The following is a 26311-nucleotide window of genomic DNA, read 5'->3' on the forward strand; positions in this document are numbered from 1 at the left end:
GTGAACTCGCGTCCAAGTAAAGCTGACAAACGTGCCGCATTAAATAAAGAGATGGAAGATTTCTTATCTGATGGTGGCAAAGTGAATAGTGTCGATCAAGGCGTCAGCGGACGCGAGAATCCCACTAAAGCACTGCTGCCTGTTTTATTTAATGAAAAAAGCGGCTCGCGCACCGACGCCCGCGATGCATTGAATACAATGGATTCTCGCAAGCCTCATAAAAACAACACCAAAACCATTAAACGACCAAAAAAAAAGCCAGTTTATGATGATTTCGGTGAATTGCTAAGATGGGTATGGGTTGACGAATAACACAGCAACTTAAATACAATTAGTTAAAAAGGCGACGACATAATTTGAAGTCGCCTTTTTTGTGTCTTAAACAATCACGACATTAAAGAATGTCATGCAAAAACATTCATGAGCCAGCCAATCAACAAAACCTGCGGCACCGTAACCAATGGTAGAAATAACGCAATTTTCCAACTACTGGTTGTGTCTTTCAGCGCCATTATCTCAGTGTAATCCGTAGATGCTCCGGCCATTAAAAACACAAAGCCATTACCAGGGGCATTTGCTTGGTTAACCAAATCGGCCGCAATAGGTGATGAGCCTTCTGAGCAAACCTCAATAATCGTGGTGACCAATAGCGTTAAAAAGAGACCGCTAATGGACGCACCAAACCAAACACCAAACTGCTCTGGGTCTATAAACGCGCGAATCAGTGCCAGCAATACAACACCAAATAGCACCCAGCGCACCACCATTTTAGATTCTTTTAAACCCTGCCAAAACATAGATAACAAATTTGATGGTGTGAAATGCTTTGCACTCACTTGAGACTTAACAGCTGGCCATAGTTTAAAGTTTTCATCGATTTCAGCATGAACCGGGTTTGCTGGTAAAACGCCCTTATTAACCAAAGCATCAAACAACCAACCACTCACCCAAGCAATCAACATAGAACACACAATAAACAACAAGGTAAATGGTAAACCAACCAAGGCCACCAGAATAAGCGTCAGCGTGAACGAGTTCCAAGGGCTCGCTATTAAAAACGCCATCACCTGACCAAGGCTAGCACCTTTACGATAAAGCCCCATGGCAACCATTAAAATGCCATGGTTGCACAAATCTAACAGCAACCCCGCCATGGTTGCCCTGAACACACCATTGCGACTACCGGGCTTTCCTAGTACCGCCATCACCATTTGATTAGGGATACGCCCCAATGCACCCACTGCTAAAGCACCAATGATAATACCCCACCACATGGTGTTCATCATCTCAAAACTGGTATGGGCCATGGTCGCAAATACGGCCGGTAATTCATCATGGGCAGATGACCCAAACCATAAAAATAGCGCATAGAATGTCACTACAAACGCAGCCGAGCCCCACATAATCCAATCAAATGATTGCTTTGGTGCACAGCACGATGATGCTGACTCTTGAGGACTTGGTTTTGGGCCGCAACACGATGCGCTTTCTTCTTTATGCTCATGGGCCGTCGAAGCGCAACTGGATTGCACGCCTGCGTTGTTATCATCACAGTGTTTTGACATATATTCTCCTAAGAACGCTAGGTTAATACGCTTGCCTTAAAACGCAATGCTCTTAATCAATAGACACACATATAAGGCTTAAACTTGAACTGTGTTTAGCATGATCTCTTATCCATCATTTTGCCACATAATCAGGCGAGTATTTGAGCAACTTATGACCCCTACCCTTACTATTGTTATAGGCAATAAAAAAGGCTGCCTGATGCAGGCAGCCTTTTATTCAATTACATTAATTGAAATTATACTATTTGCGATATAGTTAGGACGGACAAACCAAAATCAATTTTTTCTAAAGACCCAGTCTCATCAAGACCTGACTACAGAGAAAATCATCAGAACAAGTAAACGTTAGTGAATACAGCACACGCTTCCACAAATCTTATTTATAGCTAATAAATTCAGGGCACATAAACCATACCTATTTCAACGCTATATCCACCTTCAACTTCAAAGACTTGCAAGCTAAGCACAAGATCACTGCGCCCTTCACCCTCTGTCCACAAATCAATAAGAACGTCCCAGTAACCATCCATCCACAAGCATATCGAGGAGCCCCATGCTTCATCCGGAAGATCTATTAATGCCTCTCCGTAATCATCAATATATTCTTTAATAAAAACAGCTGTTTCACAGGGAATGGGCAAAACACCCGCAATATCGATGGAAAGTGAATAATCCGTTCTTACAAAAGAATTTATAATAGAACAAATAGTCGACCGCCAAACGCTAGGTATTGGCTGTTCGTTTTTCTCATCTTTTAAAACTAAAATACCCACCTTCCCAAGGTGACTTTCGCGCATATATTATTTCCATCTAGCTCAAAACTTAATAACAGCAGTGCACATCAAATTTTTATGTGTATTACTAAATTGAGCTTATATAAACAAATACGAAAAGCGGCCTCTTTTTAGAGGCCGCTTTTTATTTCACTTCGACAACGAACTAAACAACCAAGTACATTGGTTTTTTATTTACTCATCGTAACCCAATGTTGGTCGCAACCAGCGCTCAGCGGTTTTCATATCCCAGTTTTTATGGTCTGCGTATTCTTCAACTTGGTCTTTATCTATTTTACCCAATGCAAAGTAACGGGCATCTGGGTGCGCAAAATACCAACCACTGACTGACGATGCAGGATACATGGCAAAGCTATCGGTTAATTCACAACCAATTGCATTTGTGGCATCAAGCAAACTAAACAATGTGGTTTTTTCACTGTGCTCTGGGCACGCAGGGTAGCCAGGTGCTGGGCGAATACCTTGGTATTTTTCTGAAATAAGCTCTGCGTTATTAAGCGATTCCTCTGGCGCATAACCCCAGTGTTCTTGTCGAACATCACCGTGTAACACTTCAGCAAAAGCTTCGGCAAAACGGTCTGCCAATGCTTTTACCATAATGGCGTTGTAATCATCTAGCTTATCTTCGTAGTGCTTCGCTAAGGCATCGGCGCCTTGGCAGGTTACGACAAACCCACCCATATAATCGTTTACACCACTGTCTTTTGGTGCAACAAAATCAGCAAGCGAACGATATGGACGTTCTGCTGGACGAGCCGTTTGCTGACGCAAGTGATACAGCACAGCATCGACATCTGAGCGCGAGTCGTCCTTATAAATTTCAGTCATGTCCCCTTCTATGGCTGCCGCTGGGTATAAACCGAGTACGCCATGACATTGAAAAGCTTTTTCAGCAATGATTTTATCCAGCATATCATTGGCATCTTTGAATAGCTTTGTGGCTTCTTCGCCCACAACATTGTCTTCTAAAATACCTGGGTATTTACCGTGTAGCTCCCAAGTAATAAAGAATGGCGTCCAGTCGAAGTATTCACGAATTTTCTCAAGGGGATAATCGCGAATCACAGTATTGCCCAATTTTTTAGGCGTAACCGGCTCGTATGCTTTCCAGTCTAAGCCGCTGGTATTTTTACGGATCAGATCAAGCGCGGTAAATGCTTTTTGGCCACGCTTTTTCGCATTTTTATCACGAGCAGCTTGGTATTCTTCACGCAAATCTTGCACAAAGGTATTTTCGGTTTTACTTAATAAGGCACTGGCAACCGGCACCGACTTTGATGCATCGAGTACGTGCACGGTGATGCCGTCAAATTCAGGCTCGATCTTAACCGCCGTATGGATTTTAGAGGTGGTAGCACCACCAATTAATAACGGCTGTGTCATGCCACGCTGTTGCATCATCTGTGCAATGGTGACCATTTCATCGAGTGACGGTGTAATTAAACCCGACAGACCAATGATGTCAGCATTGTGTTTTTCAGCCGCGGCTAAAATATCTTCTGGCGGTACCATGACACCTAAATCGATGACTTCATAGTTATTACAACTCAGCACCACACCCACAATGTTCTTACCGATATCGTGCACATCGCCTTTTACGGTGGCCATGATGATCACGCCGTTGTTTTGGCTAACGTTACCGGTTCTGAGTTTTTCTTCTTCAATGTACGGCAATAAATACGCGACTGCTTTTTTCATCACGCGTGCGCTTTTTACCACTTGAGGTAAAAACATTTTACCTGCGCCAAATAAATCACCCACCACATTCATACCAATCATCAATGTGTTTTCGATCACTTCGATGGGCTTGTTGGCGGCGGCGCGGGCTTCTTCAGCATCGTCTTCAATGAATTCGGTGATGCCTTTGACTAGCGCGTGGGTGATGCGCTCTTGTAGCGAGCCTTCACGCCACTTTAATTTATCGCTTTCTTTTTGCTCAATTGATTGGCCTTTCAATGACTCGGCAAAATCAACCAAACGCTCAGCGGCATCCGAGCGGCGATCAAGCACTACGTCTTCAACACGCTCTAATAAGTCTTTAGGAATGTCATCATATATGGTCAACATGCCGGCATTTACGATGCCCATGTCCATACCCGCTTTTACCGCGTAATACAAAAACACAGAATGCATGGCTTCACGCACAATATCGTTACCACGAAATGAGAACGACATGTTCGAGACACCACCGGATACTTTGGCACCGGGCAGGTTTTCTTTAATCCATGTTGTTGCCGCAAAAAAATCAACACAGTAGTGATCGTGTTCGGGGATACCCGTGGCTACCGGAAAAATATTCGGATCGAATACAATGTCTTGTGGTGCAAAGTTGCATTTATCCACCAGCACATCGTAGGATTTTTGACAGATTTCAATTCGGCGCTCATACGTATCGGCTTGGCCTTTTTCATCAAACGCCATCACCACAACCGCCGCACCATACATGTTGATGCGTTTAGCTTGCTCGATGAATTTTTCTTCGCCTTCTTTCAACGAAATTGAGTTAACAATGGCCTTGCCTTGAACGCACTTTAAACCTTCTTCGATGATTTCCCATTTAGAGGAATCGATCATAAACGGCACGCGAGCCACATCTGGCTCTGATGCTAACAAGTTTAAATAACGCTTCATGGCGGCTACGCCGTCTAACATGGCGTCATCCATGTTGACGTCGATAATTTGTGCGCCGTCTTCTACTTGAGCACGGGCAATATCAACCGCTTGCTCGTAATCTTCTTCTTGAATCAAACGTGCAAACTTACGCGAACCGGTCACATTAGAACGCTCACCTACGTTAACAAAACCAGTGGTTTTATTCACCACAAGTGGCTCAAGACCACTTAGCACCATATCTGGGACATTATCATGAGAGTAACGCATTATTTATCTCCCTTAGGCGTGGTCGAAAGTGCAGTGAAATATTCAGGAAACGGGCGCGGCACATATTCATCGGCTAATTTTTTAAGTGCCGCAATGTGATCAGGGGTGGTACCACAGCAACCACCAATAACATTCACATGACCTTCACTTAAAAATGGACGCACTTGCTCGGCCATTTGCTCAGGGCTTTCATCGTATTCACCAAACTCATTGGGCAAACCCGCATTTGGGTGAGCTGAAATTAAGCACACTGCGTGCTTATCAAGCATTTTAATGTGCGGCAGCATATCGCTGGCCCCTAACGCACAGTTCAAACCAATGCTGGTGAGCCCACCATGCATAAGTGAGATCCAAAAAGCTTCTGCGGTTTGGCCTGACAATGTACGGCCACTGGCGTCGGTAATGGTGCCTGAGATCATAACGGGAGTATCAAGGTTACGGTCTTTTTTCATCTGCATGACAGCAAATAAAGCAGCTTTTGCATTTAAAGTATCAAACACGGTTTCAATCATGATGACATCGCAACCGCCATCCATCAGAGCATCGGCCGCTTGGCGATATGCGGTTACCAGCTGATCAAACGTGACAAGGCGTGTGCCAGGGTCATTTACATCAGGTGAAATAGACGCTGTTCGGTTGGTGGGGCCAAGGCAGCCGACCACATAACGAGGTTGGTCAGGGGTTTTAGCTGTCCAGCGATCCGCGCTGCGACGGGCGCATTGAGCGGATTCGTAATTAATTTTATACACCGCATCTTCAAGGTTGTAATCTGCCTGAGCGATGGTGGTACCACTGAACGCATTGGTACAGGCAAAATCAGCACCGATGGCAAAGTAACTGTCGTGAATTTCTTCGATGACATCTGGGCGAGTAAGCGACAATAGGTCGTTATTACCTTTTAGTGGGCTTGGGTGATCTTCAAAGTGGCCCTTGCGAAAATCATTTTCATCAAGAGGGTAACCTTGAATCGATGTTCCCATTGCTCCGTCGAGCACCATGACGCGTTTTTCTAATATGGAACGCAGTTCCTTAACAACTGAGCGAGTCATTGCTGTACCTAACTATATAAAATGGCGCAAATTATAGCAAAATCAGCTATTTACATAAAGCGATGAGCACTCACGCACAACATGAGTCAATTTCATGTTGAAGGACACTCTAATTAATAGCGTTCATTTAATGGGATTTTAAGCCGTTAGACTGGCCCGATATTTCAATGGTGATACACCGCGCCAGCGTTTAAACGCATGGCTAAAGTTTGCTCCATCAGAAAACCCTAATCGCTCTGCAATTTCGTCTAATTGAATATTATTCACGGCCAGTAATTCTTCTGCCATGGCGCACCGCACATCATCCCTTAGACAGCGCCAGCTTGTACCTTGTGCTTTAAGAGTGCGCGAAGTCGTGGCCAGTTGCAAAGCGACAAACTCCATAGATATTTGCATGCCGTGCTTGAGCATCAACGCTCGAATTTCATGGGCAACGCCGCTTAAGCTTTGTTTCTTTTCGAGCAATGCTTGGCACTGCTGCTCACACATACTGGCTGTAACATCATTGCCTCTTGGCAGCTGCATACTTAAGTACTGCCAATCGAACTCAACATAATTTTGAGTCTGGTCAAATAACATGACACCACCCATTTGCGATGTGAACTCATCATTCGGCATACCAGCCGGTGATGACTCAGTAAAACCCAATTTGAATTCATGGGCTTTATCCGCAAACAAATCCTTTTGAATCACCATCATCGCCCACATATCGCGGTAAAGTGCCAGTCGCGCAGCATGGCCTTGATGCTTAGGCGTAAACACAATCCGTGCTTTATCGCCAACACGTCGCAGCTCAACTTGGCAAAATGCGTAGGTTAAATCTAAATAGCGCAAACCCAGTTCTATGGCTTTATGAAGGTTTGGGCTAGCTAACAGCGCATAACCCCAGATGCCATAGCTGGTTAGCTGATAGCACCCACCGAGCGCTCGCCCAATTTGGAAAATATCGTCAGTTAAATCCGCTAAATTGTTTAAGACTTTAAGCTCTTGGGCATCCTCGATCTGAGTATTACCGTGGTTTAATTGGTCAGCCGATATACCCGATTCATTCAGCAATGCCGTTAACGGCAGGCCCGAGGCAACGCCGTATTCGGTGATGATTCTTACACTGCCGATGCTGCGATATGTCATATCACTCCCTTACTAAAACCAAACCCATGTCCGAAAATCACAAATATGCGTCTGATTATGGCATAGCCCTTTGCATGATTTCACCTTACAGTGGATCGATAATAAGAAATAACGAGTCAGATATGAAAAAAGTACGCTACTTAATTATCGGAGCCGGTTTTGGTGGGATAGGCTTAGCCATTCAATTAAAACAACAAGGCGAAGATGACTTTGAAATATGGGAGAAGGCAGACGACCTAGGTGGCTGCTGGCGCGATAATACTTACCCAGGCGCCGCGTGTGATGTGCCCTCTCACTTATATTCGTATTCATTTGCACCCAAAGCGGATTGGTCACACCGTTTTGCCCCACAAGCTGAGATCTACCAATACCAACAAGCCTGTGTAGACACATTTAGCATTCGTAAACACATTCATCTCGAAACAGAAGTCGCCAGCGCCCATTATGATGAGCCATTACAAAAGTGGATTGTTAACGATATTCAAGGTAATCAAATTTGTGCGCAATTTTTAATTAGCGCAACCGGACAACTCAACCGCCCAGCCTACCCAAATATTATGGGGATTAATCATTTTAAAGGGCCAATGTTTCATTCAGCCACGTGGCAACATGATGTCGACCTAACTGACAAAACCGTGGCTGTAATTGGCACGGGCGCATCGGCTATTCAATTTATCCCTGAGATCGCAAAACAAGCCAAACAGATTAATGTTTATCAACGCTCTGCCCCTTATGTCATACCCAAACCAGACCGGCAATATTCGAAATTTGAGCAAGCGATTTATCGGTTGATCCCCCCATTACAGAAATTAAGTCGATTAAAAACATACCTTACTTTTGAAAGTCGCTTTGTCGCGTTCACCTCGATGCAATGGATTATGGGCATTACCAAATGGCAATGGCACCGCTTCATGTTCAAGCACATTACGGATGCACAGAAACGCCAACAACTCACGCCCGACTATAAAATGGGCTGCAAACGCGTGCTAATATCCAACAATTTTTACCCTGCCATGAATCAATCACATGTGCGTATTATTGATAAAGGCATCAACAATATTGATAGTACCGGTATTACCGATTCAAACGGGGATCATGTTAACGCTGATGTCATTATTTTAGGAACGGGCTTTACTGCCACTGAGTTTTTATCGCCCATGACCATTACCGGTATCAACAACCTTAAACTCAATCAAGCATGGCAAGATGGCGCAGAAGCCTACTTAGGCATGAGCATTCATCAGTTTCCTAACTTATTTATTATGTATGGCCCCAACACCAACCTTGGGCACAATTCCATACTGTATATGCTTGAAAGCCAAATACGTTACATATTAAAAGCAACCAATACCGTAATTAAAAAAGACATTAACGCCATTAATATGAAGCCCGGTATTCAATCGCATTTTAATCAGGTCATCCAACAAAAGGTAAACAACAGCGTTTGGAGCGAAGGCTGCACGAGCTGGTATAAAACAGATAGTGGTAAAAACACCGTTAACTGGCCCGGCTTTACCTTTAGCTATCGCAAAATGTGTAAGCAGTTTTCGCTTAACCAATATGATGTTCTTTGAGGAGCCATTATGAATAATGCAATTATCACTGGCGCCTCTTCAGGTATTGGCAAAGCCGTGGCCCAGTATCTTTACAGCGAAGGCTGGCATGTATGCATAACTGACGTCGATGAAAAAAACCTAAGCGCCTTAAGCCAAAACTGGGACAAAACACGATACAGCCTTTATCCAATGGATGTCACAAATGAGGCACAAGTGCATGCTGTCGTTCAAGCTTACTGCCAGAGCCAAGGCAAACAATTACGTTTATTATTTAATTGCGCGGGTATTTTAGATATTGGTCACTTTGAAGCCATACCACTTAACAAACATCACGCCATTATTGATGTTAACGTTAAGGGCATTTTAAATACGTGCCATCACAGCTTTGAATTTTTAAAAAACACCCAAAGCGCGCAAGTCATTAATATGTCGTCGGCTTCTGCCACTTATGGCGTACCAACATTTGCAAGTTACAGCGCATCAAAATTTGCCGTTAAGGGACTAACTGAGGCACTGGAGTTAGAATGGGAGCAATATGACATCAATGTCAGCGATATCATGCCACCGTTTGTCTCAACGAATATGCTCAGCTCACAAACAGGTCACGCGGATGTTATTCAGCGCTTAGGGGTTAACCTCACCCCAGAGGATGTGGTGAACGCTCTTGCAAAACAAATACAAAGCCCAATATTACACAGGCCCGTTAGCATTATGTTTAGTATTCTATTTTACTTAAACTCAATATCACCCACTTGGCTTAATCGCCTAGTGATGAAAAAGTTAAGCCAGTAATCTAAAATATGTGAATCTAAAATATAAGCTCGATTAACAATAACAACCTTAATAATAAGAATAATCGTATGACAAAAACATTGGATAAACAGCAAAAAATAACCGCCAACATATTAGCGTGCATGCCACCACTGCATTCACTGCCCCCTAAGTTAGCGCGCCCAATGTTTACCTTAGTTGATCGATTATTGGGCATACCAAATGCACCACTCAACAATGTAAAAAATATTTCGATTGCAACCCACGATGGTCGCGCATCGCTGCCATTGCGCATTTATTACCCAAACAAATCACTTACTCAAAACGAAACAACCCACGCGATGATGTTTTTTCATGGCGGCGGTGGCGTCATTGGCAGCCTAAATAGTCACGATCGCTTGTGCCGCTACCTTGCACAGTTTAGTAATGTAGTGATTATTTCGGTGGGTTATCGTTTAGCCCCTGAGCATAAATTCCCCACCGCCATACACGACGCGATTGATGCTTGGAACTGGCTACACAACAACAAGCAAACATTGGCTATACAGAATCATCATATTGGTGCTGGTGGTGACAGCGCTGGGGCATATTTGGCAACGTTATTAAGCTTAACGCAAACCCTTAATTCAAGGCCGATTAAAGTCAGTACACCACCTGAGTTTCAATATCTGCTTTACCCAATGGTTGATTTACGCGGCCTAACCCCATCTTATTTAAATGCGCACAAAGGTATGCTGCTAACTAAAAAATTGATGGATTATTTTCGTAAACATTTTTTAGTTAACCTATCTCAATCCGAGCACGCCATTGTTAGCCCGCTACTGGCCGATGATTTACATTTACTGCCCACCACCTATTTACTTAGCGTGGAGCATGACCCCCTAAAAGACTCAGGTATTGCGTTTGCGCAAACATTAATAGCACAAGGGGTTTCCGTAACTCATGAGCATTTTGATGACTGTATGCATTCTTTTATTTCGACTTATAAAGTCAGCCAACGCGCTCAGCAAGGCGTTAATCAAATTGCTCAACAACTAAAACAATTATGCTCTACATGAGCACACTATTCTTTTATAGTGGTACCTTAATGAAATAGGTATCGTCATGTTATTAACCGATGTGTTTATTGTTTTAGTTTTAATGCTCTTTGCATGGTTGTGGTGGTTAGATAGAGGGTTAAAACAAACCGCCTACAAACGTTGTAAGCAGTATTGCGATGAAGCGAATGTACAATTATTAGACGACAACATTCAAATACATCGTACACGCTTAAAAAAGAACAGCCGAAACCAATGGCGCTTATACCGCTGTTTTACATTTGAATTTACATCGACACAAGAGCAACGCTATCAAGGCAGGCTCGAAATGATGGGTCGAGCCATTACCAATATTGAGCTAGACCCATATCGTATTTAATATATAAGCACACCCAATAAAAAAGCGAGCTTAATTGCTCGCTTTTTTATTGGCTGTGCTTTTGTTAAGTGCATGGCTTAACCGCTATTTATTATTCGACTTCAATTAAAACCTCGCCCGGTGTTACACGATCGCCCTTCACAGCATGCACGGCCTTAACGGTTCCAGCAATACTTGTGTGCAGCTCGGTTTCCATTTTCATGGCCTCCATCACCATCACAGACTGCCCAGCGGTAACACTGTCGCCAACTTGAACCAGTACTTCAACCACATTACCGGGCATCGTCGCTGTAACATGACCAGGCGCACTCACTTGTTTACGCTGTGTTGTTTTACCCGTTGCGTCATATTCATTTAGGGCTTCGAATGTGACCTCTTCAGGCATGCCATCTAACGAAATATACAGCTTACGTTTATTCCCGCCCATGCTACCAACACCCGTTACCGCAACCTCATAGGTTTCACCATGCACATCAAGTTTAAACTCTGTCGCCATTTTACCAGCAGCGGTTGCATTACTATCTTGATTAGCGGGCAACAGTGCCTCGGGGATTAATGTGCCGTCTTTACGTTGCTGTAAAAACTCACGGCCTAAATCAGGGAACATAGCGTACGTTAAAACGTCTTCTTCGGTTTCCGCTAGCGGCCCAATTTCGTTACGTAGTTTGTCTAGTTCTGGTGATAAGTCATCCGCTGGGCGCCCTTCCATTACGTCTTCATTACCAATGGCTTTGCTGCGTAACGTTTCATTAACTGGTGCAGGAGGCTTGCCATAACCGCCCTGCAAGTAACGTTTTACTTCATTGGTAATGGTTTTATAACGCTCGCCAGACAAAACATTGTAAACCGCTTGTGTACCCACAATTTGTGATGTGGGCGTTACCAAAGGCGGAAAACCTAAGTCTTCACGCACCTTTGGTATCTCAGTAAACACATCCCGAATTTTATCTAATGCGTTTTGTTCTTTTAGCTGGTTTGCAAGGTTAGACATCATGCCGCCAGGCACTTGATTAATCTGCACGGATACATCTTCACGGGTAAATTCACTTTCAAATTGATGATATTTTTTACGTACTTCACGAAAGTAATCTGCAATTTCACCCAGCAATACTAAATCTAATTGGGTGTCGTATCCGGTATTGTTTAATGCCGCCACTTGAGTTTCGGTTGCTGGATGACTGGTCCCCGATGCAAATGAAGATATCGCCGTATCAATCCTATCAACCCCAGCTTCAATGGCTTTTAACTGACACAATGCAGCCAAGCCCGACGTTGAGTGGCTATGAAGAACCAAAGGCAAATCCACCTCTGCTTTAATCGCTTTGACTAAATCAAACGTTGGAAATGGCGACAATAAACCCGCCATGTCTTTAATCACAATCGAGTCTGCCCCCATATTTTTTAAGTCTTTTGCTTGCTGCACAAATAACTCCGGGGTATGCACTGGGCTTGTGGTGTAGCAAATTGTGCCTTGCGCATGTTTACCGGATTTTTTGACCGCTTTCATGGCGGTTTCTAGATTGCGCATATCATTTAAGGCATCAAATACACGAAACACATCCATACCGTTATCGGCGGCTTTTTGTACAAACGCTTCGACGACATCATCCGCGTAATGGCGGTAACCCAATAAATTTTGCCCACGCAATAACATTTGTAAGCGCGTATTAGGCAGCGCTTTGCGTAACTTTCTCAAACGCTCCCAAGGGTCTTCTTTTAAAAAACGCACACACGCATCAAACGTCGCGCCGCCCCATGCTTCTAGCGACCAGTAACCGACTTGATCTAATTTTTCACAAATCGGCAGCATGTCTTCTGTGCGCATACGAGTGGCAATTAATGATTGGTGTGCATCGCGTAAAATAAGATCGGTAACTTCAATTTTTTTCATGTGACTACCCTAAATTTTTATTTATAAAATAAGTGATTTATAAACCGCCGTGAGCCGCAATCGCGGCCGCCAATGCCAACGCCACTTCTTTTGGGTCTTTTTTCTCTGAGTACTGCAACAACTCGGAGTGATTCGGAACAAAACTGGTATTAAAGTCACCCTCTTTGAAATCTGGGTGATCAAGAATTTGCTGATAATAATGAGCGGTGGTTTTCACACCTTGCAAACGCATATCTGCCAGTGCACGCTTACCACGGGCGATCACTTCATCCCATGTTAGTGCCCAAACGACTAATTTTAAGCACATAGAATCAAAGTAAGGCGGAATGTCATAGCCAGTGTAAATTGCAGTATCGACCCTCACACCAGGCCCGCCCGGTGCATAGTAATGACTAATGCGCCCAAAACTTGGTAAAAAATCGTTTTTGGGATCTTCTGCGTTCACTCTAAACTGCAACGCAAACCCTCGATATTGAATGTCTTGCTGTCTATAAGACAAAGGCAAACCAGAGGCAATACGCAATTGCTCTCGTACAATATCAACACCGGTTATTTGCTCTGTAATGGTGTGCTCTACCTGTACCCGTGTATTCATCTCCATGAAATACACTTCGTTACCGGTGAACAAAAATTCCACTGTGCCTGCATTTTCATAACCAACAGCCGCAGCAGCTTTTACCGCAAGATTACCCACATAGTCTCTTTGCTCTGGCGTTAATTGTGGGCTGGGAGCGATTTCAATTAGTTTTTGATTTCGACGCTGAATCGAGCAGTCACGTTCATATAAGTGCACCACATTGCCATGACTATCAGCCAGAATTTGCACTTCGATATGCTTAGGATCAACAATGCACTTTTCCATAAACACATCCGCGCTGCCAAAGGCCTTAGTGGCCTCCGAGATCACACGTGGGTATTGCTGTTGCAGGTCGTTCTCGTTATCACAGCGACGAATTCCTCGCCCACCACCACCCGATGTGGCTTTAATCATCACGGGATAACCAATGTCTTTGGCCAGTAAAATCGCCTCATCGACATCTTTAAGGTTGCCATCTGAACCCGGCGTAATCGGCACACCGGCTGATCGCATACTGTCACGGGCTGATGTTTTATCACCCATACCATCAATCACTGATGATTTAGGGCCGACAAAAACAATCCCAGCCTGCTCGCAAAGACGGGCAAATTCAGAATTCTCAGATAAAAAACCATAACCTGGGTGAATACTGTCGCAGCCCGTCTCTAGCGCTAAATTCACTATGCGCTGGGGATCTAAGTACCCAGACAATGGGTCTTCGCCCAAGCTGTAAGCCTCATCGGCACGTTTAACATGCAAGCCATAGCGGTCTGGTTCTGTGTATATGGCCACTGAACGCACATCCATTTCGGCGCAAGCACGCACAATTCGCAGTGCAATCTCACCCCGATTGGCAATCAAAAGTTTCTTTAACATGATCAACCCCACTTAAACTTGAGGAAAGTTTAGATGGGTTTTTATATAAAGATAAATTACTATTATTAACACCTTGCATAACCTTTTACTTATACATGGGCTCAGCGCCTAGGAAAACCAGCATGTCTTTACCGCTAGACCAACTCATTCGCCGTCTATCTTTGCGTCAACTACAGGTCTTTTTGGCAGTATATGAACTTCAAGGTTATAAAAAAGCAGCCAACTCGCTCGGATTAACTCAACCGGCCGTCAGTGCACAAATCAAACAACTTGAAGACACTCTCGAACAACCGCTATTTGAATACGTGGGTCGTAAACTCTACCGTACCCGAGCTGCCGAACGCCTTTCGCAATGCGTAAGTAACTTATTCGGTGAACTTAAGAACATGCAAATCGACTTAAACGCCATGCAGGGGCAACTTTCTGGCGACCTAAATTTATGCGCCGTTAATACCGCTCAATATGTTGTGCCACATTTATTAAAATTATTTAAGCAAGAGTTCCCTAAGATTACAGTCAACCTTAAAGTTGTTAACCGTGCAGGCGCACTTGATAGCATGGACAGCAACCCTGATGACATTGTTATCATGGGCATGGTGCCCACTGGTCGCCCGCTGGTATCTATCCCATTTTTAGACAACGAACTCATTCCTGTTGTCGCCGCTGATTCGCCGCTAGGCCAAAAAGAATCGTCCACCATGGAGGCATTTTTAGCACAACCACTGCTATTAAGAGAAAAAGGCTCAGGCAGCCGCCTTGCATTTGAAGTCTACTCTCAAGAAAAGCGCATTCGTTTAAATGGCAATATGGAATTAGGCTCCAATGACGCAGTCAAACACGGCGTGCTCGCCGGTTTAGGTGTGGCCGTATTACCAAAGCTAAGTGTATTGCCAGAATTAAGCCTTGGTTTATTAAAAAGTCCTAAAATAAAGGGCTTTCCGTTAAAGCGCTCATGGTGCTTAGTCCACCCTCAAAGTAAAACCCCTAGCCCAACTGCAGCCGCGTTTTTGCAATTTGTGCAATTAAATCTAGATATCATTGAAAAATACTTTAAGAATTTAGAATCGATATAAACGACTATTCAATCAAAATTTAATTTAAATACGTGTAAAAACACACGCATCATAGCTAGAACTGACCCCCTACACCCTGATTTCTCGTACATAATACCTATGCTTTAGCCCGTACGTCATCAGCCCGCTCCGCGGCTTTTTTATATTCAATTGAAACTAACATCCACCACATTAGATAAAAATCATCTATGCAGTAAAAACCTAACAATGGTCTACGCTTGAAAATGAGCGCAATTAAATCATATTTAATTTCACTCTATCTAATAACGACAGCGACAGCCCGACTCTATAAAGGAGAGTGCAATGAGAACCAGCTTTAATGTCAGGAAAAAATTAATACTCTTTGCATGCTCAATCATAGTGAGCAGCATTACATTTGCTGATATGGCGGTTATCGTCCATCCCAGTAATAACTCCAATTTTACACCTGAGATAATAAAAAATATTTTTCTAGGCAAAGAATCAAAATTTCCAAACGGTCAAATCGCCATTCCTATGAATGCCGAAGAAAACCTACCGACTTATGATCAATTCAACGAAAAGATAATTGGTAGATCACGCACACAAATTAATGCGTACTGGGCTCGGCTCGTTTTTACCGGAAAAGGCACCATGCCTAAAATCATTTCTTCTGACGGGGAGATTGTTTCCACTGTTTCAGTTAATCAAGGAGCCATTAGCTACATTGACTCATCCGCTGTCACCGACAAAGTAAAAGTCGTAGCTAATTTTTAACGGAGCAATAATATGAATAATTTAACAAAATTTTTGATTGTTTCCTTGGCTACCACACTCTCACTTTCAAGCGTTGCCGAAGTGAAGTTTAGTGGCTTTGGGTCATTGGTTGCAGGGCGAACGTTAGACAGTGATGAGAAATTTAATGCTGATTTTTATGATGTCGGTCAATATGAAGACAAAACAACATTTAAAGCTGAAAGTGTACTAGGCCTACAGGTAACCGCCGATATATCTAAAGGGTTAAAAGCCACAGGACAGTTACTGGCTAAGGGAACGGATGAATACAAACCCGAACTAGATTGGTATTACCTAACCTATAAAGCGACCGATGACTTAACACTCATGGCTGGGCGAAGAAATATTCCAATGTATTATTATTCGGAGTTCTCTGAAGTGGGTTATGCATACCCTTGGATGCGGTCCACCAGCCAATTTATATTGGTGGCAAGTGACGCAATTTAATGGATTTCATGCAATTTATGATTTTAGTTTCGGTGATTTTTCAAATACTCTAACCGCGTTTTATGGTAATGAGTACTCAACCGACAACAAAGAAATGCTGTATTATGCCGAAATCGGTAATAGAACGCTAAATGGTCTAGCCATTACGAAGGTTACTGAGGAATGGACTAATATTGCCGGCTTTAACCTCAATGTAGTAGCCGATTCTTATGATGTGCGTTTCGTCTATTTTAGAAATGACAGAAAAAGAATTGATACAAACACAGCGGGCGAAACTGCAATAAGAGCAAGCGCTTCAGGCTTTTCACAGCAGTTCTTTGGTGTTGGCGGCAGCATTAACATGAATGCACTGACTATGTTATTTGATGCTAACTATGTTACTTATGATGATGATGCTGGTACTGTTTTTCCGACCTATCTAATTTCATTTGTTTACAATATTGATCAGTATCAACCTTATTTTAGTTATTCAAAAGCCGACCACTGGATGACAAAAGAAGATATAGAAAAAGACTATGAAGAACATTACCTAGCTAGTGTAGGTTTACGCTATAACTTGAGCTCTAAATCATCTGCCAAAATACAATTTGACCACTTTGAAGATCAAGGGGAGAAAGCAACTGGCTGGGATTATCACGGTAATTCACAAACCATTACGGCTGGGGTCGATTTCATCTTCTAGCTCAAAAAAAAAATTTTTGATTTATACATTAACGTTCGCCCCTTCACTTAAGCATGAAGGGGCGAAATTTCCACTTTTATAAACCATTCTTCGTTATTTCTGATACTAACAAATCAAACCAACCCAACACCCAACACCCTCATTTATCAAGTCAGCTAATGCGTCGAAACAAATACGCAAAGGGCGATTTTGTATAAGCAATACCCCGACCCCAGCTCAGAATACTTTCGCGTGTCATGACCTTAGGCTTTTTGGGCACCATAAAGCGATCAATATTTTGATCATCAATCTTGTATTCCCCATTAACACAATGAATAACGCCCATTAACTCAAACCTTGCATCCAGTGCCGCAAGCGCAGCATCACCGTGACTTGAGTTAACCAGTAACATTCCACCAATGCGCAATAAATGACCGCATGGCTCAGAAATGAATCCAGCATAAAGTGAGATTAACAAATCAAAGCTCTCGGCTTTAAGCGCAAGCGCATTGTAATCACCCGGTATGAATTTCACTCTGGCATTTGGGTTGCCTTCATGGGACTCAATAATCTGCTTAACCCCTGTATCATCCTCAAAAAATTTTGCTGCGCGTTTATCCATATCGGTATACGTCACATCATCAAACACAAAAGACGGAGCGAGATCGACATAACTACCAGGGTAAAGCACTTTTTTTGCAGGGGTAAATTCGCTCATCGCTTTAAACAAGCGCCAACGGTCCCCTTTGTGCTGATCTTGTTTTTCCCATAGTGCAAGCGTCTTACTGCTCATAATGCGTCCTTAGATTCTGCATTCCAACGCGCCATAGCGATCTCATGCACCATCATTTCGACACAAAACCCTCCTTCTGATACGGCCGCTGCAATACCACTAAAACCAATTCGGGCATCACCCACAACGTAAAGACCTGGGATATTCGTTGTGCCCGATGCCCCCGCCAATTCAGGCATGCCCCAATCGTTTTCTTCATTTGGTACAACCCCTAAACGCTCTGCAAAGTCCGTAGCGGGTGACGAAAACTCCTCAACTACAAATCCACTTTGGCGGTCGATCTTACGACCCCCCTCTAACAGCACATGGGTTAGCTTTCCTTTATTTGAGAGTAGTTGCGTGATTTTACTTTCTTCAACGCCGACCCCTTTTTTAGCAAATTGTGCTTTCAAATTAGCATTCAATGGCTTGCCATTAGTAAACACAATCATGTCACTCGACCAGATATGCATCATAGGCACAAAATGCTCGACGGCCCCATGACCAAAAATCGCCAGTGCTTCATCTGCGTGCTCAAAACCATCACAAAATGGGCAAGGGTAAACTGATTTCCCATAAACCTTTTCAATCCCCGGCAGCTCTAATCGATCAAGATGATCTCGGTGGCCCGTCGCAATGATCATGCGGGTTGCTGATAATGTCTCACCACCTGCAACAGTGGCAGAAAAACCTTCTTCCAAGCGCTCTACTGCCAACACGTTAGCCGCGACATAGCGTACGCTGGGGTATTTTTTAAGCTGCTCTTTAGCGACGGACAACAGCTCGCTTGGATGTGCACCATCGCGTGTTAAAAACCCATGAGAAGCGGTCGTGACAAAATTACGTGGGCTTTCTTCATTAATAAAAGCCGTCTTCATCCGGGTTCTGCCGGCAATCAATGCCGCAGATTGCCCAGCAGGGCCGCCACCAATAATAATAAGATCATAATGTGCCATCGTCGTACTCCTCAGTGCTTAAGATACCGCTGAATATAGTAGGCTATTGTGATGTTTTACTTGAGAGGGAGGATTGGGGTAATATCGGCTGATCTTAAGATTTTATGAGATAGCCCAATTGTCGTCAAAGCACTCCTCAGAAACACCTCACCCATCATGCTATGTCATCCATGAAACAGGCATTACCACATCCCCTGCACCTGTTGCAGTGCATGCTGAGCATGGCTTAATCTTTGTGATCGACGGATGGTTCACCATGGAGCAGCGCTATTCTGCACTATCGCTGCCAGGCAGTGTTACGGTGGTGCCTGCTGGCGTACCCCACAGACCACTAGCGGGTGAAAATCTCGATTACTGGCTATTAGGGTTCTCAGCTGGCAGTTTTGACCTTGATGAAACGCAAGCCATCATGCGGCCTTTTTCTGAAGTTCGCCTTGGCGCGGCTCCCGTCATCGCTTTAAACAAAAAAGCACAACAGCGAATAAAAGCGTGGTTTAAGATTTTGCTGCAAGAGTCAGATATGCAAACCCCAGAAAGCGCGGCCGTGCAACGCAGCCTGATTACGTTAATATTAGCCGAAGTTGCTCGTGCTCTTCCCTCTACTAGTGAACGCATGCCAAAATCAAACGTGGTGGCAAAAGCGTTACGCTACATACAACTGCACAGTCTCTCGCCCATTTCTTTGGTGGATGTTGCCGCTGCCGTAAACCGAACAGCGCCCCATGTTGCAGGGGTTATAAAGTCCGAAACAGGATTCACCGTAGGCACATGGATCACCTCTTCACGCATTGCAAAGGCCGCACAACTTTTACAACATACCGACATGGCCATTGATCAAATCGCACCCCGTATTGGCTGGCAAGACACGACACATTTCATACGGCAATTTCGTAAAATTTATGGGGTGACACCGGCGGCTTGGCGTAAAAGCCTTAGAGGCTAGGTATTTTTAGCGCAGGTAATTATCTTTCTATTCTGGCTTCAGCCACAAACATGCTCTTTATTGAATTATGAAAGAGCGGCTGCTCAAGCACCGAATTATACTGAAACACTTCACCAGATAAAAACGAAGACTATAGCGAATGGAATTCCCTATATTAAATGACAGCATTCACATTATCGGGGGAAGTTCAGCTTTGATTTTGAACTCATTAGTGTAAAACCATGTTTTTCTGGGACTATTATACTTTGGTATTACGACACCTTTAAGTTATTTAAAGGTGTCCACACTATCGGAGGAAGTTCAAGTTCCGCAAGATTGCTTTGTTATGCGGATTTTATTTTGACTACGCCAAACTTGATTAATGCAAAATATCCCACTTCTGCTGCAGCGACAAGAGGTAATACAACTTGTAACCAGTAGTTCTCAGAGCCGTAAAACATTACTAGAACCGGAACTATAATAGATAAAATAATAAACACCGCTATACCACCACTTACTTTGTCCATTTGCACGGGTTCTTTACAATTTGAACACTTTACTTTCAAAGGATTCATTGTATTTAAAACTGACATAAATGAAATGCTGGTACTACAATTACTACACTTACTACACTTACTCATAACTAACTCTTAATTGATTGATTAAAGAAATCTTTTGCATCACTAAAATATAATACCCATATTGCGAAAAATGGATAAATTGCTTTATTTAAAATGCTTGAAAATGGAAAAGGTTCGTCACTTTCTAAATAAAACATTAGCTCATCACCCGTATATAAAAGTACGTAAAGAAAAATCACCGAAAAGAACAAATGTAACCCTTTGGGATTTCTTTTGAAAATCTGCCACATTGCAATAATTTGAATTACTACAGCAATTGACCAAATAACTACACTGATAAGGCCTACCGTTGGCTCATCTGATATGGACACCAACAAAGCAGACGCAGCAAGTGGCCAAATACCATAACTAATAAAACAAAGGATCACTGTTCCAAAAACCACAATTTTGTTCATTTAAAATCCGTACCTAATAGCGCATAACGTTTGAAAGCATAGGCGAGCGACGCAGGAGCGAGTCCAGCACAGCTTGCTGTGCGAATGTGCCTTGATTTGTTATGCACTTTTGACTTGCCACCTATTAGCACCAAGTATTATTGCTCCAATGGTCAAAACACTCAGCACCACAAGCTCGCTTAACGAATACACTGTAGCTCCAACGGCAATGCCAAAAAAGCAAGATATAAGACACAATATAGTCGTACTTTTTTTTACGTCCTCACCTGATTTTTTTGCACAAAGATAACCAGCATAAAAGGAAATTAACAAACCCACTGATATAGCAATTAAATTATAAATTGAGAACATATCTACTTGCACCAATGACTCAATAATTTCTTGCTCACTTACCCCCTGACTGGCTTGAAAAGTTGCATAAGCAACACCAAAAATCAAACCAAATATAGTTGTTCCTACTACATCTATTATACTCCCCCAAATAACTCCCTTTGTAACACTTCCTTCCTTTATTTGAGGTGATTTAGGGGTACTGTCTACTTCTGTTAACATAACTTTTCCAATTAATTATTAGTGCATAACGAGGCTGTAGAAAAACCCACAGCCTAAATTTCATTATTGAAATAGAGTGAAAATCACTCTATAAATACGTCTCAGTTTAAAATCCATATAGATTTTACCATTAAATTTCCTTGAAATTTAACGCAGAGCACGCTCTATTTTTCTCTTTGGGGTTTTTCTACAGTCTCAACGCTTGCCAGCAAAGACGAGTGAAACGAATCCAGCCAGCTTGCTGGCGAATTTGGCTGGCGTTGTTAACAGTTTCAATCGATTTCTCTGATACTGGAGTTGCGAACGACTTCTAAAACAGAAATAGCACCAACCACTAACTCAGTATCTTTCTCGCTACTTATAAATTTAAACAAATTCTTCTCCATTAGGAATTTTAATTTATTTATACGGGCCGCGAATTCAGTTGAACCACTGTAGTTCGTAAAAAGGTTCGAAGGCATTCTTTTATTATATTTTTCAAGTTACTCCGGATATTTATTAAACCAACTAAACATCATTTTTGGTTGATAAGTCATCGCCTCTGCAATTACCTCGGCTATTTCAGAACCAATAGCGCCATCTCTATTTTCCCAGATAGCACCGAGGGTTGTAATAACTGGTACTAGCTCTCTCTTATTCCCAGATTTAACTAGTTCGCTTATATATTTATGGTTCTCAGAGTACCAATCGAAGTTTTGATTCGTTAGTTGTGTTCCGGCTAATGCTGTCTTTGTTAAAAGTAACAGGATTATAAGTGATAGAGGTTTATTCATATTTTACCTGTTAACGAGGCTGTAGAAAAACACACAGCCTAAATTTCATTATGAAAATAGAGTAAAAATCACTCTATAAATACGCCTCAGTTTAAAATCCATATAGGTTTTACCATTAAACTTCCTTGAAATTTAACGTAGAGCGCGCTCTACTTTTCTCTTTGAGGTTTTTCTACAGCCTCAACGCTCGCCACACAGGCGAGCAACTTGTTGCGAGTCCAAGACCCGTAGTGCCTGTTTGTGCTGACGCTTGTTAGGTGTCTTCAACATGAAGCCTCCATTCTGGCGAATTACGTGAGTAACCAAGGTTTTTGGAATATTCACTAATATAACTGTAGCCATCGCCACGTTTTGCGACATCGCTTAAAAATGACTGTAAGGCCGATAGAATTTTTTCGCAGCCATAAATCCTTAATACATTGCGATTATTCCAGTCATTCATCGAGTAGTACTCGTTGGTCTTATTTTGAAGAGAAGTAAAAAGTTCATCCTCATAATCTAGAATTATCTCGATTGTAATTCCTGACTTCGATAGTAATGATGTCGGTGATTTTGAACTAATTGCATTCCCGATAAGCTCAGCTAATTGCAAATAGTCCTTTGACTCCCCATAGATAACCAAGTCATCGATTAGACCATTTGAAGCGAATGTTTTTCTAGCTTCAACTCTCATTATTTGTACACCTAATGCCCAAATAATAGGCAAAAAATTGTTGGCTAAAATAGCGACAAAGGAACAAAAGCCAACTGTTTTTTGTCCTGATTGATTTGCTTGTTAGGTGCTAACATGACACTTACTTATGTTTTTTAAAACGCCACCACAAGCCAGTTGCTATAGCGCAAAAAAGCCAAAACACCATGTTAAATATAAAACTACCTTTTTCAAAACTCCCACCAGACCAGTAGCAATTCACGAAAAAAATTCTAGGGAAACCTGTACGCCCGCAACCATCTACAACTTGATCTGGAATACTAAAGGCATACTGAAGAAAGTGAATCAATGAAAAATAAAGAGTGCATCTAATAAATCCACTTAAAAACTTTGACTGATATACTTTTCTCAAACTTTATCCTTAGCACCTTACGCCGCGCTTTGCGGAGAACGAGCGAAGTGATTGATTCTGACAACAGTGCTTTGTTATAACTCGTTTCGCGTTGAAATATATGCTCTGAGGTTTATCCACCATAGTACTCGCCTATTTTATGATGCTTATCAATTATAATTGTAGAGGGTCTACTAGGGGAGTCGTATTTAAGGCTACCTTGACAAGAATCTTCATAAAACACGTATTCACCAAGATACATTGCATCTAAATGTTCTAGACCATCGATGTATTTCAAAATTTTATTTTTAGCAATTTCTTCTGATAGACCACATTGATTTTCAGTGTATATGATCATAGTTACAATGATAAATACGAGCGTACCGAAAACCGAAGATTTAATTTTCTGTTTTTGAGTACCCTTAGTAAATGCAAAAATATTTATATGTATGGCAGCGCCAAACAAGCCGATCAGAAGACTCAACGTTAGAATGATTGGATTTAACGCTATCCCGCCTAGACTAGCACCTAATAGTAAGACTGGGATTAATCCGACAAAAAATGAATATAAAATCCATTTTATTACTGTACTCTTCATACGTTCCTAGGGTTATAACGCCCGCAGCTGCGGACGACTTGGAGCGCAGCGGAAAGGCGTTCCGACAGCCTGCGCTTGTTATGCCTTAGTTGCACTTTGTTTCACCGCCCCAATTATCGTTGAACTTTGCCTGATGATAGACCTGTGCCCATGATGATTTTTCAAGTTCTAATTTGTGCGGGCTGTAGTGGATCTGGCTAAGACAACCACCGAAAACAAAGCCCAATGCCGATATGGCGATTGATACATTGCCATTATACCGCTCTATCGCTGACGCCCCCGCAGAGGATAATAGATTTAGATATTCCTGGTGCCTCGATTGTGTCAATGAATACTCAGATAAAATAGCTTCTAGAGGGACGTAATTATCATACCTCTTAGCCCACCCATCATCGTACAACTGATATTCACCTAGGCGATCTTCGCCTACCTCAAATTTTTGAAGTGCCTTTACGTCTTCGGTGATCATTTCACGAAGCAACCTGTATTGCTGCCCATGCTCAGAGAGCTCAGCTATGAGATCTTTCTCAGTCAATGCTGTATCAATGTTTTTACTACAGCCTGTTAGACACACCAGTAACAAAAACAAAAAAAATAGCACATTCTCTCCTTTAGGCATAACATTTTAATCATGCGCACGCTCGTTTTTACATTTCACATAAACTCCTCAAAATATAAATAAACCCTTTTAAAATAAGAAGCTATGAGCTTTCAAGTATCTACCTAACCTGTAAAAACAAGCATGTCGCTTTTCATCGAAATAACGGGGTCTCGTTATTTCGCCTATTGTTTTTATAAATGACTGATTCTGCACGATTTATTTTTTCACAACCAGCATAAAACGAGCCCAATTTTTATAAAAAATGAGCCTTAAAACTAAAAACAAGACTGCTTAGCCAAATCAACTGCATAGGCTACATATTTTCTACTGCGGCTTTTCTTGATTATAAGCGACCCAAAAGTAAACAGCGCCGCACTTATACACCACCAAAAACCGTGGTATTTTCACACCTCGGTTTCAAGCTTAATGACAATAAAAGGAGGTCACCTTTTGCATTCGCTGTATTACTTTCGACTTATCTTTCGCGATATGCAGTGAAAACTTGCCAAGAAGCCTCAACACTTACGCTAATGTTTGCTTGAGACATATATGAGAAAACCCGAGATGCTTTCGCATCTCGGGCTTCATAATTAATGGCGGTGAGGGAGGGATTCGAACCCTCGATACGTTACCGTATACACACTTTCCAGGCGTGCTCCTTCGGCCACTCGGACACCTCACCGCAAAATCAGTTTTTGTTTTTTTATACTTGAATCAAACCCCAAACAAGTCGCACGCGGTTACTGCGTAACTATGCTCGTGAAATCTCTTCGAGTCTGCACTCGGACACTTCACCGCAGTTTTACTTTTTTATACTTGTGGTAAAAAAACAAGTTTAAAGCCTTTACGCACACAGCTTTAAGGCGGCGTATTATACAAATCGGTCTTCTAAGTGCAAGTAATTCCTTGATTTTTAAGCACTATTCCCAATATTTTACATATTCATCAATATTGGTACTGGGCTTACTGGGTATTTTATCTGGCGTACCTACATATAAAAAGCCAACGATTTCACCCTGTTCAGATAAACCAAATAGTTCTTTAACTACACTTGCGTGTGCCATATCACCTGTCCGCCAAATAGAGCCGTAACCCAGCGAGCTAATGGCTATTTGCATATTTTGAATCGAGGCACCTACGGCTAGAAGTTGCTCCATCACGGGTACCTTAGGGTTAGCTTTAGGCTCACACACCGCAACGATCATCATTGGCGAGCGCAATGGCATATTGCGGGTTTTATCGATCTTATCTTGCGCTGCGCTTTCAGCATCCAATGTTTGTACAAAGGTGTCACCTAGCTTAACCAGCGCATCGCCTTGCAATACATGATAAAACCAAGGTTTCAAGCGCGCATGATCAGGAGCCCTTACAGCACACGCTAAAATTTGCTCAAGTTCATCTTGCCCTGGGGCTGGCGCTACCAATTTTGGGCAAGATACTCTGTTTTGTAGCAGTTCGATTACCGTATTCAATGAGTAGCCTTATATCTTTTAATCTTTCGTGGGATAATTTAACTATGTCTAATGTATGTCCTTGCACATGAGACTATCTAAGTATTAAATACTATACTTATTCTGCACTGTCGCAGATATACCTCAGAATTATCAATTAGATC

The 26311-nt window shown here is 42.5% G+C and carries 25 protein-coding genes, 1 tRNA gene and 1 pseudogene; 10 read left to right on the forward strand and 17 right to left on the reverse strand.

What is annotated here, in order from left to right:
- Entirely contained in the window at positions 1–312 is a 312-nt protein-coding gene (locus tag ACU6U9_RS17380; RefSeq protein WP_446736264.1) for a hypothetical protein, read from the forward strand.
- 92 nt (positions 313–404) lie between these two features.
- Here ACU6U9_RS17380 and ACU6U9_RS17385 read toward each other — a convergent pair whose 3' ends face one another.
- From ACU6U9_RS17385 to ACU6U9_RS17400, 4 genes and pseudogenes are all read right to left on the reverse strand, one after another.
- Positions 405–1565 (reverse strand): permease, encoded by a 1161-nt coding sequence (locus ACU6U9_RS17385; protein ID WP_446736265.1) that lies wholly within the window; start codon positions 1563–1565, stop codon positions 405–407.
- A gap of 398 nt (positions 1566–1963) precedes the next feature.
- Positions 1964–2365 carry a DUF7668 domain-containing protein gene (locus ACU6U9_RS17390; protein WP_446736266.1) on the reverse strand — a complete coding sequence of 134 codons (402 nt, stop codon included), beginning with the start codon at positions 2363–2365 and terminating at the stop codon, positions 1964–1966.
- Positions 2366–2536: 171 nt separating this feature from the next.
- Positions 2537–6291, reverse strand: a pseudogene (gene metH / locus ACU6U9_RS17395) (methionine synthase).
- A gap of 138 nt (positions 6292–6429) precedes the next feature.
- The gene (locus tag ACU6U9_RS17400; RefSeq protein WP_446736267.1) at positions 6430–7422 is read right to left on the reverse strand and encodes an AraC family transcriptional regulator ligand-binding domain-containing protein; all 993 of its coding nucleotides are present in this window, start codon (positions 7420–7422) and stop codon (positions 6430–6432) included.
- A gap of 122 nt (positions 7423–7544) precedes the next feature.
- Between ACU6U9_RS17400 and ACU6U9_RS17405 the strand changes: the two genes are divergently transcribed.
- The 4 genes from ACU6U9_RS17405 to ACU6U9_RS17420 all read left to right on the forward strand — a co-directional run bounded on the left by ACU6U9_RS17405 (position 7545) and on the right by ACU6U9_RS17420 (position 11165).
- The gene (locus tag ACU6U9_RS17405) at positions 7545–8996 is read left to right on the forward strand and encodes a flavin-containing monooxygenase (RefSeq protein WP_446736268.1); all 1452 of its coding nucleotides are present in this window, start codon (positions 7545–7547) and stop codon (positions 8994–8996) included.
- A 9-nt stretch (positions 8997–9005) separates the two neighbouring features.
- On the forward strand, positions 9006–9770 hold the full coding sequence (locus ACU6U9_RS17410) for an SDR family oxidoreductase (RefSeq protein WP_446736269.1): 765 nt from the start codon (positions 9006–9008) through the stop codon (positions 9768–9770).
- 68 nt (positions 9771–9838) lie between these two features.
- The gene (locus ACU6U9_RS17415) at positions 9839–10807 is read left to right on the forward strand and encodes an alpha/beta hydrolase (protein WP_446736270.1); all 969 of its coding nucleotides are present in this window, start codon (positions 9839–9841) and stop codon (positions 10805–10807) included.
- 46 nt (positions 10808–10853) lie between these two features.
- Positions 10854–11165, forward strand: a complete 312-nt coding sequence (locus ACU6U9_RS17420; protein ID WP_446736271.1) for a DUF3301 domain-containing protein — start codon at positions 10854–10856, stop codon at positions 11163–11165.
- A gap of 91 nt (positions 11166–11256) precedes the next feature.
- Here ACU6U9_RS17420 and oadA read toward each other — a convergent pair whose 3' ends face one another.
- Positions 11257–13056 carry a sodium-extruding oxaloacetate decarboxylase subunit alpha gene (gene oadA, locus ACU6U9_RS17425; RefSeq protein ID WP_446736272.1) on the reverse strand — a complete coding sequence of 600 codons (1800 nt, stop codon included), beginning with the start codon at positions 13054–13056 and terminating at the stop codon, positions 11257–11259.
- Positions 13057–13093: 37 nt separating this feature from the next.
- Entirely contained in the window at positions 13094–14509 is a 1416-nt protein-coding gene (locus ACU6U9_RS17430; RefSeq protein ID WP_446736273.1) for an acetyl-CoA carboxylase biotin carboxylase subunit, read from the reverse strand.
- A gap of 122 nt (positions 14510–14631) precedes the next feature.
- On the opposite strand from ACU6U9_RS17430, the gene ACU6U9_RS17435 reads away from it, so the two are divergent.
- From ACU6U9_RS17435 to ACU6U9_RS17450, 4 genes are all read left to right on the forward strand, one after another.
- Positions 14632–15582, forward strand: coding sequence for a LysR family transcriptional regulator (locus tag ACU6U9_RS17435; protein WP_446736274.1), 951 nt, complete (start codon positions 14632–14634; stop codon positions 15580–15582).
- Between the two features lie 303 nt (positions 15583–15885).
- On the forward strand, positions 15886–16317 hold the full coding sequence (locus tag ACU6U9_RS17440; RefSeq protein ID WP_446736275.1) for a hypothetical protein: 432 nt from the start codon (positions 15886–15888) through the stop codon (positions 16315–16317).
- Positions 16318–16329: 12 nt separating this feature from the next.
- Positions 16330–16782, forward strand: a complete 453-nt coding sequence (locus tag ACU6U9_RS17445; protein WP_446736276.1) for a hypothetical protein — start codon at positions 16330–16332, stop codon at positions 16780–16782.
- Positions 16769–17464 (forward strand): hypothetical protein, encoded by a 696-nt coding sequence (locus tag ACU6U9_RS17450; protein ID WP_446736277.1) that lies wholly within the window; start codon positions 16769–16771, stop codon positions 17462–17464. Before ACU6U9_RS17445 ends, ACU6U9_RS17450 begins: the two co-directional genes overlap by 14 nt.
- A gap of 151 nt (positions 17465–17615) precedes the next feature.
- Here the strand turns inward: ACU6U9_RS17450 and ACU6U9_RS17455 are convergent, their stop codons facing one another.
- Positions 17616–18236: a hypothetical protein gene (locus tag ACU6U9_RS17455; protein WP_446736278.1), complete on the reverse strand. Its 621-nt coding sequence runs from the start codon at positions 18234–18236 to the stop codon at positions 17616–17618.
- Positions 18233–19171, reverse strand: coding sequence for an NAD(P)/FAD-dependent oxidoreductase (locus ACU6U9_RS17460; RefSeq protein WP_446736279.1), 939 nt, complete (start codon positions 19169–19171; stop codon positions 18233–18235). Before ACU6U9_RS17460 ends, ACU6U9_RS17455 begins: the two co-directional genes overlap by 4 nt.
- 118 nt (positions 19172–19289) lie before the next feature.
- Here ACU6U9_RS17460 and ACU6U9_RS17465 point away from each other — a divergent pair, with 118 nt between their 5' ends.
- Positions 19290–20114, forward strand: a complete 825-nt coding sequence (locus ACU6U9_RS17465) for a helix-turn-helix domain-containing protein (protein ID WP_446736280.1) — start codon at positions 19290–19292, stop codon at positions 20112–20114.
- Between the two features lie 323 nt (positions 20115–20437).
- On the opposite strand, the gene ACU6U9_RS17470 is transcribed toward ACU6U9_RS17465, so the two are convergent.
- From ACU6U9_RS17470 to ACU6U9_RS17510, 9 genes are all read right to left on the reverse strand, one after another.
- The gene (locus tag ACU6U9_RS17470; protein WP_446736281.1) at positions 20438–20620 is read right to left on the reverse strand and encodes a hypothetical protein; all 183 of its coding nucleotides are present in this window, start codon (positions 20618–20620) and stop codon (positions 20438–20440) included.
- A gap of 116 nt (positions 20621–20736) precedes the next feature.
- Positions 20737–21129: a hypothetical protein gene (locus ACU6U9_RS17475; protein ID WP_446736282.1), complete on the reverse strand. Its 393-nt coding sequence runs from the start codon at positions 21127–21129 to the stop codon at positions 20737–20739.
- A gap of 99 nt (positions 21130–21228) precedes the next feature.
- Positions 21229–21681, reverse strand: a complete 453-nt coding sequence (locus ACU6U9_RS17480) for a hypothetical protein (RefSeq protein ID WP_446736283.1) — start codon at positions 21679–21681, stop codon at positions 21229–21231.
- 482 nt (positions 21682–22163) lie between these two features.
- Entirely contained in the window at positions 22164–22454 is a 291-nt protein-coding gene (locus tag ACU6U9_RS17485) for a hypothetical protein (RefSeq protein ID WP_446736284.1), read from the reverse strand.
- 253 nt (positions 22455–22707) lie between these two features.
- Positions 22708–23127 (reverse strand): hypothetical protein, encoded by a 420-nt coding sequence (locus ACU6U9_RS17490; protein ID WP_446736285.1) that lies wholly within the window; start codon positions 23125–23127, stop codon positions 22708–22710.
- Between the two features lie 503 nt (positions 23128–23630).
- Positions 23631–24095 carry a hypothetical protein gene (locus ACU6U9_RS17495; protein WP_446736286.1) on the reverse strand — a complete coding sequence of 155 codons (465 nt, stop codon included), beginning with the start codon at positions 24093–24095 and terminating at the stop codon, positions 23631–23633.
- An 85-nt stretch (positions 24096–24180) separates the two neighbouring features.
- Positions 24181–24696 carry a hypothetical protein gene (locus tag ACU6U9_RS17500; protein ID WP_446736287.1) on the reverse strand — a complete coding sequence of 172 codons (516 nt, stop codon included), beginning with the start codon at positions 24694–24696 and terminating at the stop codon, positions 24181–24183.
- A gap of 594 nt (positions 24697–25290) precedes the next feature.
- Positions 25291–25378: transfer RNA gene (locus tag ACU6U9_RS17505), tRNA-Ser, on the reverse strand.
- A gap of 238 nt (positions 25379–25616) precedes the next feature.
- Positions 25617–26168, reverse strand: coding sequence for a nitroreductase family protein (locus tag ACU6U9_RS17510; RefSeq protein ID WP_446736288.1), 552 nt, complete (start codon positions 26166–26168; stop codon positions 25617–25619).
- Positions 26169–26311 lie beyond the last annotated feature (143 nt).

The sequence above is a fragment of the Pseudomonas sp. HK3 genome (assembly GCF_052920985.1).

Coding starts and splice junctions, on each gene's coding strand:
- ACU6U9_RS17385 (WP_446736265.1), bottom strand. CDS start 1,565: ATGTCAAAACACTGTGATGATAACAACGCAGGCGTGCAATCCAGTTGC.
- ACU6U9_RS17390 (WP_446736266.1), bottom strand. CDS start 2,365: ATGCGCGAAAGTCACCTTGGGAAGGTGGGTATTTTAGTTTTAAAAGAT.
- ACU6U9_RS17400 (WP_446736267.1), bottom strand. CDS start 7,422: ATGACATATCGCAGCATCGGCAGTGTAAGAATCATCACCGAATACGGC.
- ACU6U9_RS17405 (WP_446736268.1), top strand. CDS start 7,545: ATGAAAAAAGTACGCTACTTAATTATCGGAGCCGGTTTTGGTGGGATA.
- ACU6U9_RS17410 (WP_446736269.1), top strand. CDS start 9,006: ATGAATAATGCAATTATCACTGGCGCCTCTTCAGGTATTGGCAAAGCC.
- ACU6U9_RS17415 (WP_446736270.1), top strand. CDS start 9,839: ATGACAAAAACATTGGATAAACAGCAAAAAATAACCGCCAACATATTA.
- ACU6U9_RS17420 (WP_446736271.1), top strand. CDS start 10,854: ATGTTATTAACCGATGTGTTTATTGTTTTAGTTTTAATGCTCTTTGCA.
- oadA (WP_446736272.1), bottom strand. CDS start 13,056: ATGAAAAAAATTGAAGTTACCGATCTTATTTTACGCGATGCACACCAA.
- ACU6U9_RS17430 (WP_446736273.1), bottom strand. CDS start 14,509: ATGTTAAAGAAACTTTTGATTGCCAATCGGGGTGAGATTGCACTGCGA.
- ACU6U9_RS17435 (WP_446736274.1), top strand. CDS start 14,632: ATGTCTTTACCGCTAGACCAACTCATTCGCCGTCTATCTTTGCGTCAA.
- ACU6U9_RS17440 (WP_446736275.1), top strand. CDS start 15,886: ATGAGAACCAGCTTTAATGTCAGGAAAAAATTAATACTCTTTGCATGC.
- ACU6U9_RS17445 (WP_446736276.1), top strand. CDS start 16,330: ATGAATAATTTAACAAAATTTTTGATTGTTTCCTTGGCTACCACACTC.
- ACU6U9_RS17455 (WP_446736278.1), bottom strand. CDS start 18,236: ATGAGCAGTAAGACGCTTGCACTATGGGAAAAACAAGATCAGCACAAA.
- ACU6U9_RS17460 (WP_446736279.1), bottom strand. CDS start 19,171: ATGGCACATTATGATCTTATTATTATTGGTGGCGGCCCTGCTGGGCAA.
- ACU6U9_RS17470 (WP_446736281.1), bottom strand. CDS start 20,620: ATGGACAAAGTAAGTGGTGGTATAGCGGTGTTTATTATTTTATCTATT.
- ACU6U9_RS17475 (WP_446736282.1), bottom strand. CDS start 21,129: ATGAACAAAATTGTGGTTTTTGGAACAGTGATCCTTTGTTTTATTAGT.
- ACU6U9_RS17480 (WP_446736283.1), bottom strand. CDS start 21,681: ATGTTAACAGAAGTAGACAGTACCCCTAAATCACCTCAAATAAAGGAA.
- ACU6U9_RS17485 (WP_446736284.1), bottom strand. CDS start 22,454: ATGAATAAACCTCTATCACTTATAATCCTGTTACTTTTAACAAAGACA.
- ACU6U9_RS17490 (WP_446736285.1), bottom strand. CDS start 23,127: ATGAGAGTTGAAGCTAGAAAAACATTCGCTTCAAATGGTCTAATCGAT.
- ACU6U9_RS17495 (WP_446736286.1), bottom strand. CDS start 24,095: ATGAAGAGTACAGTAATAAAATGGATTTTATATTCATTTTTTGTCGGA.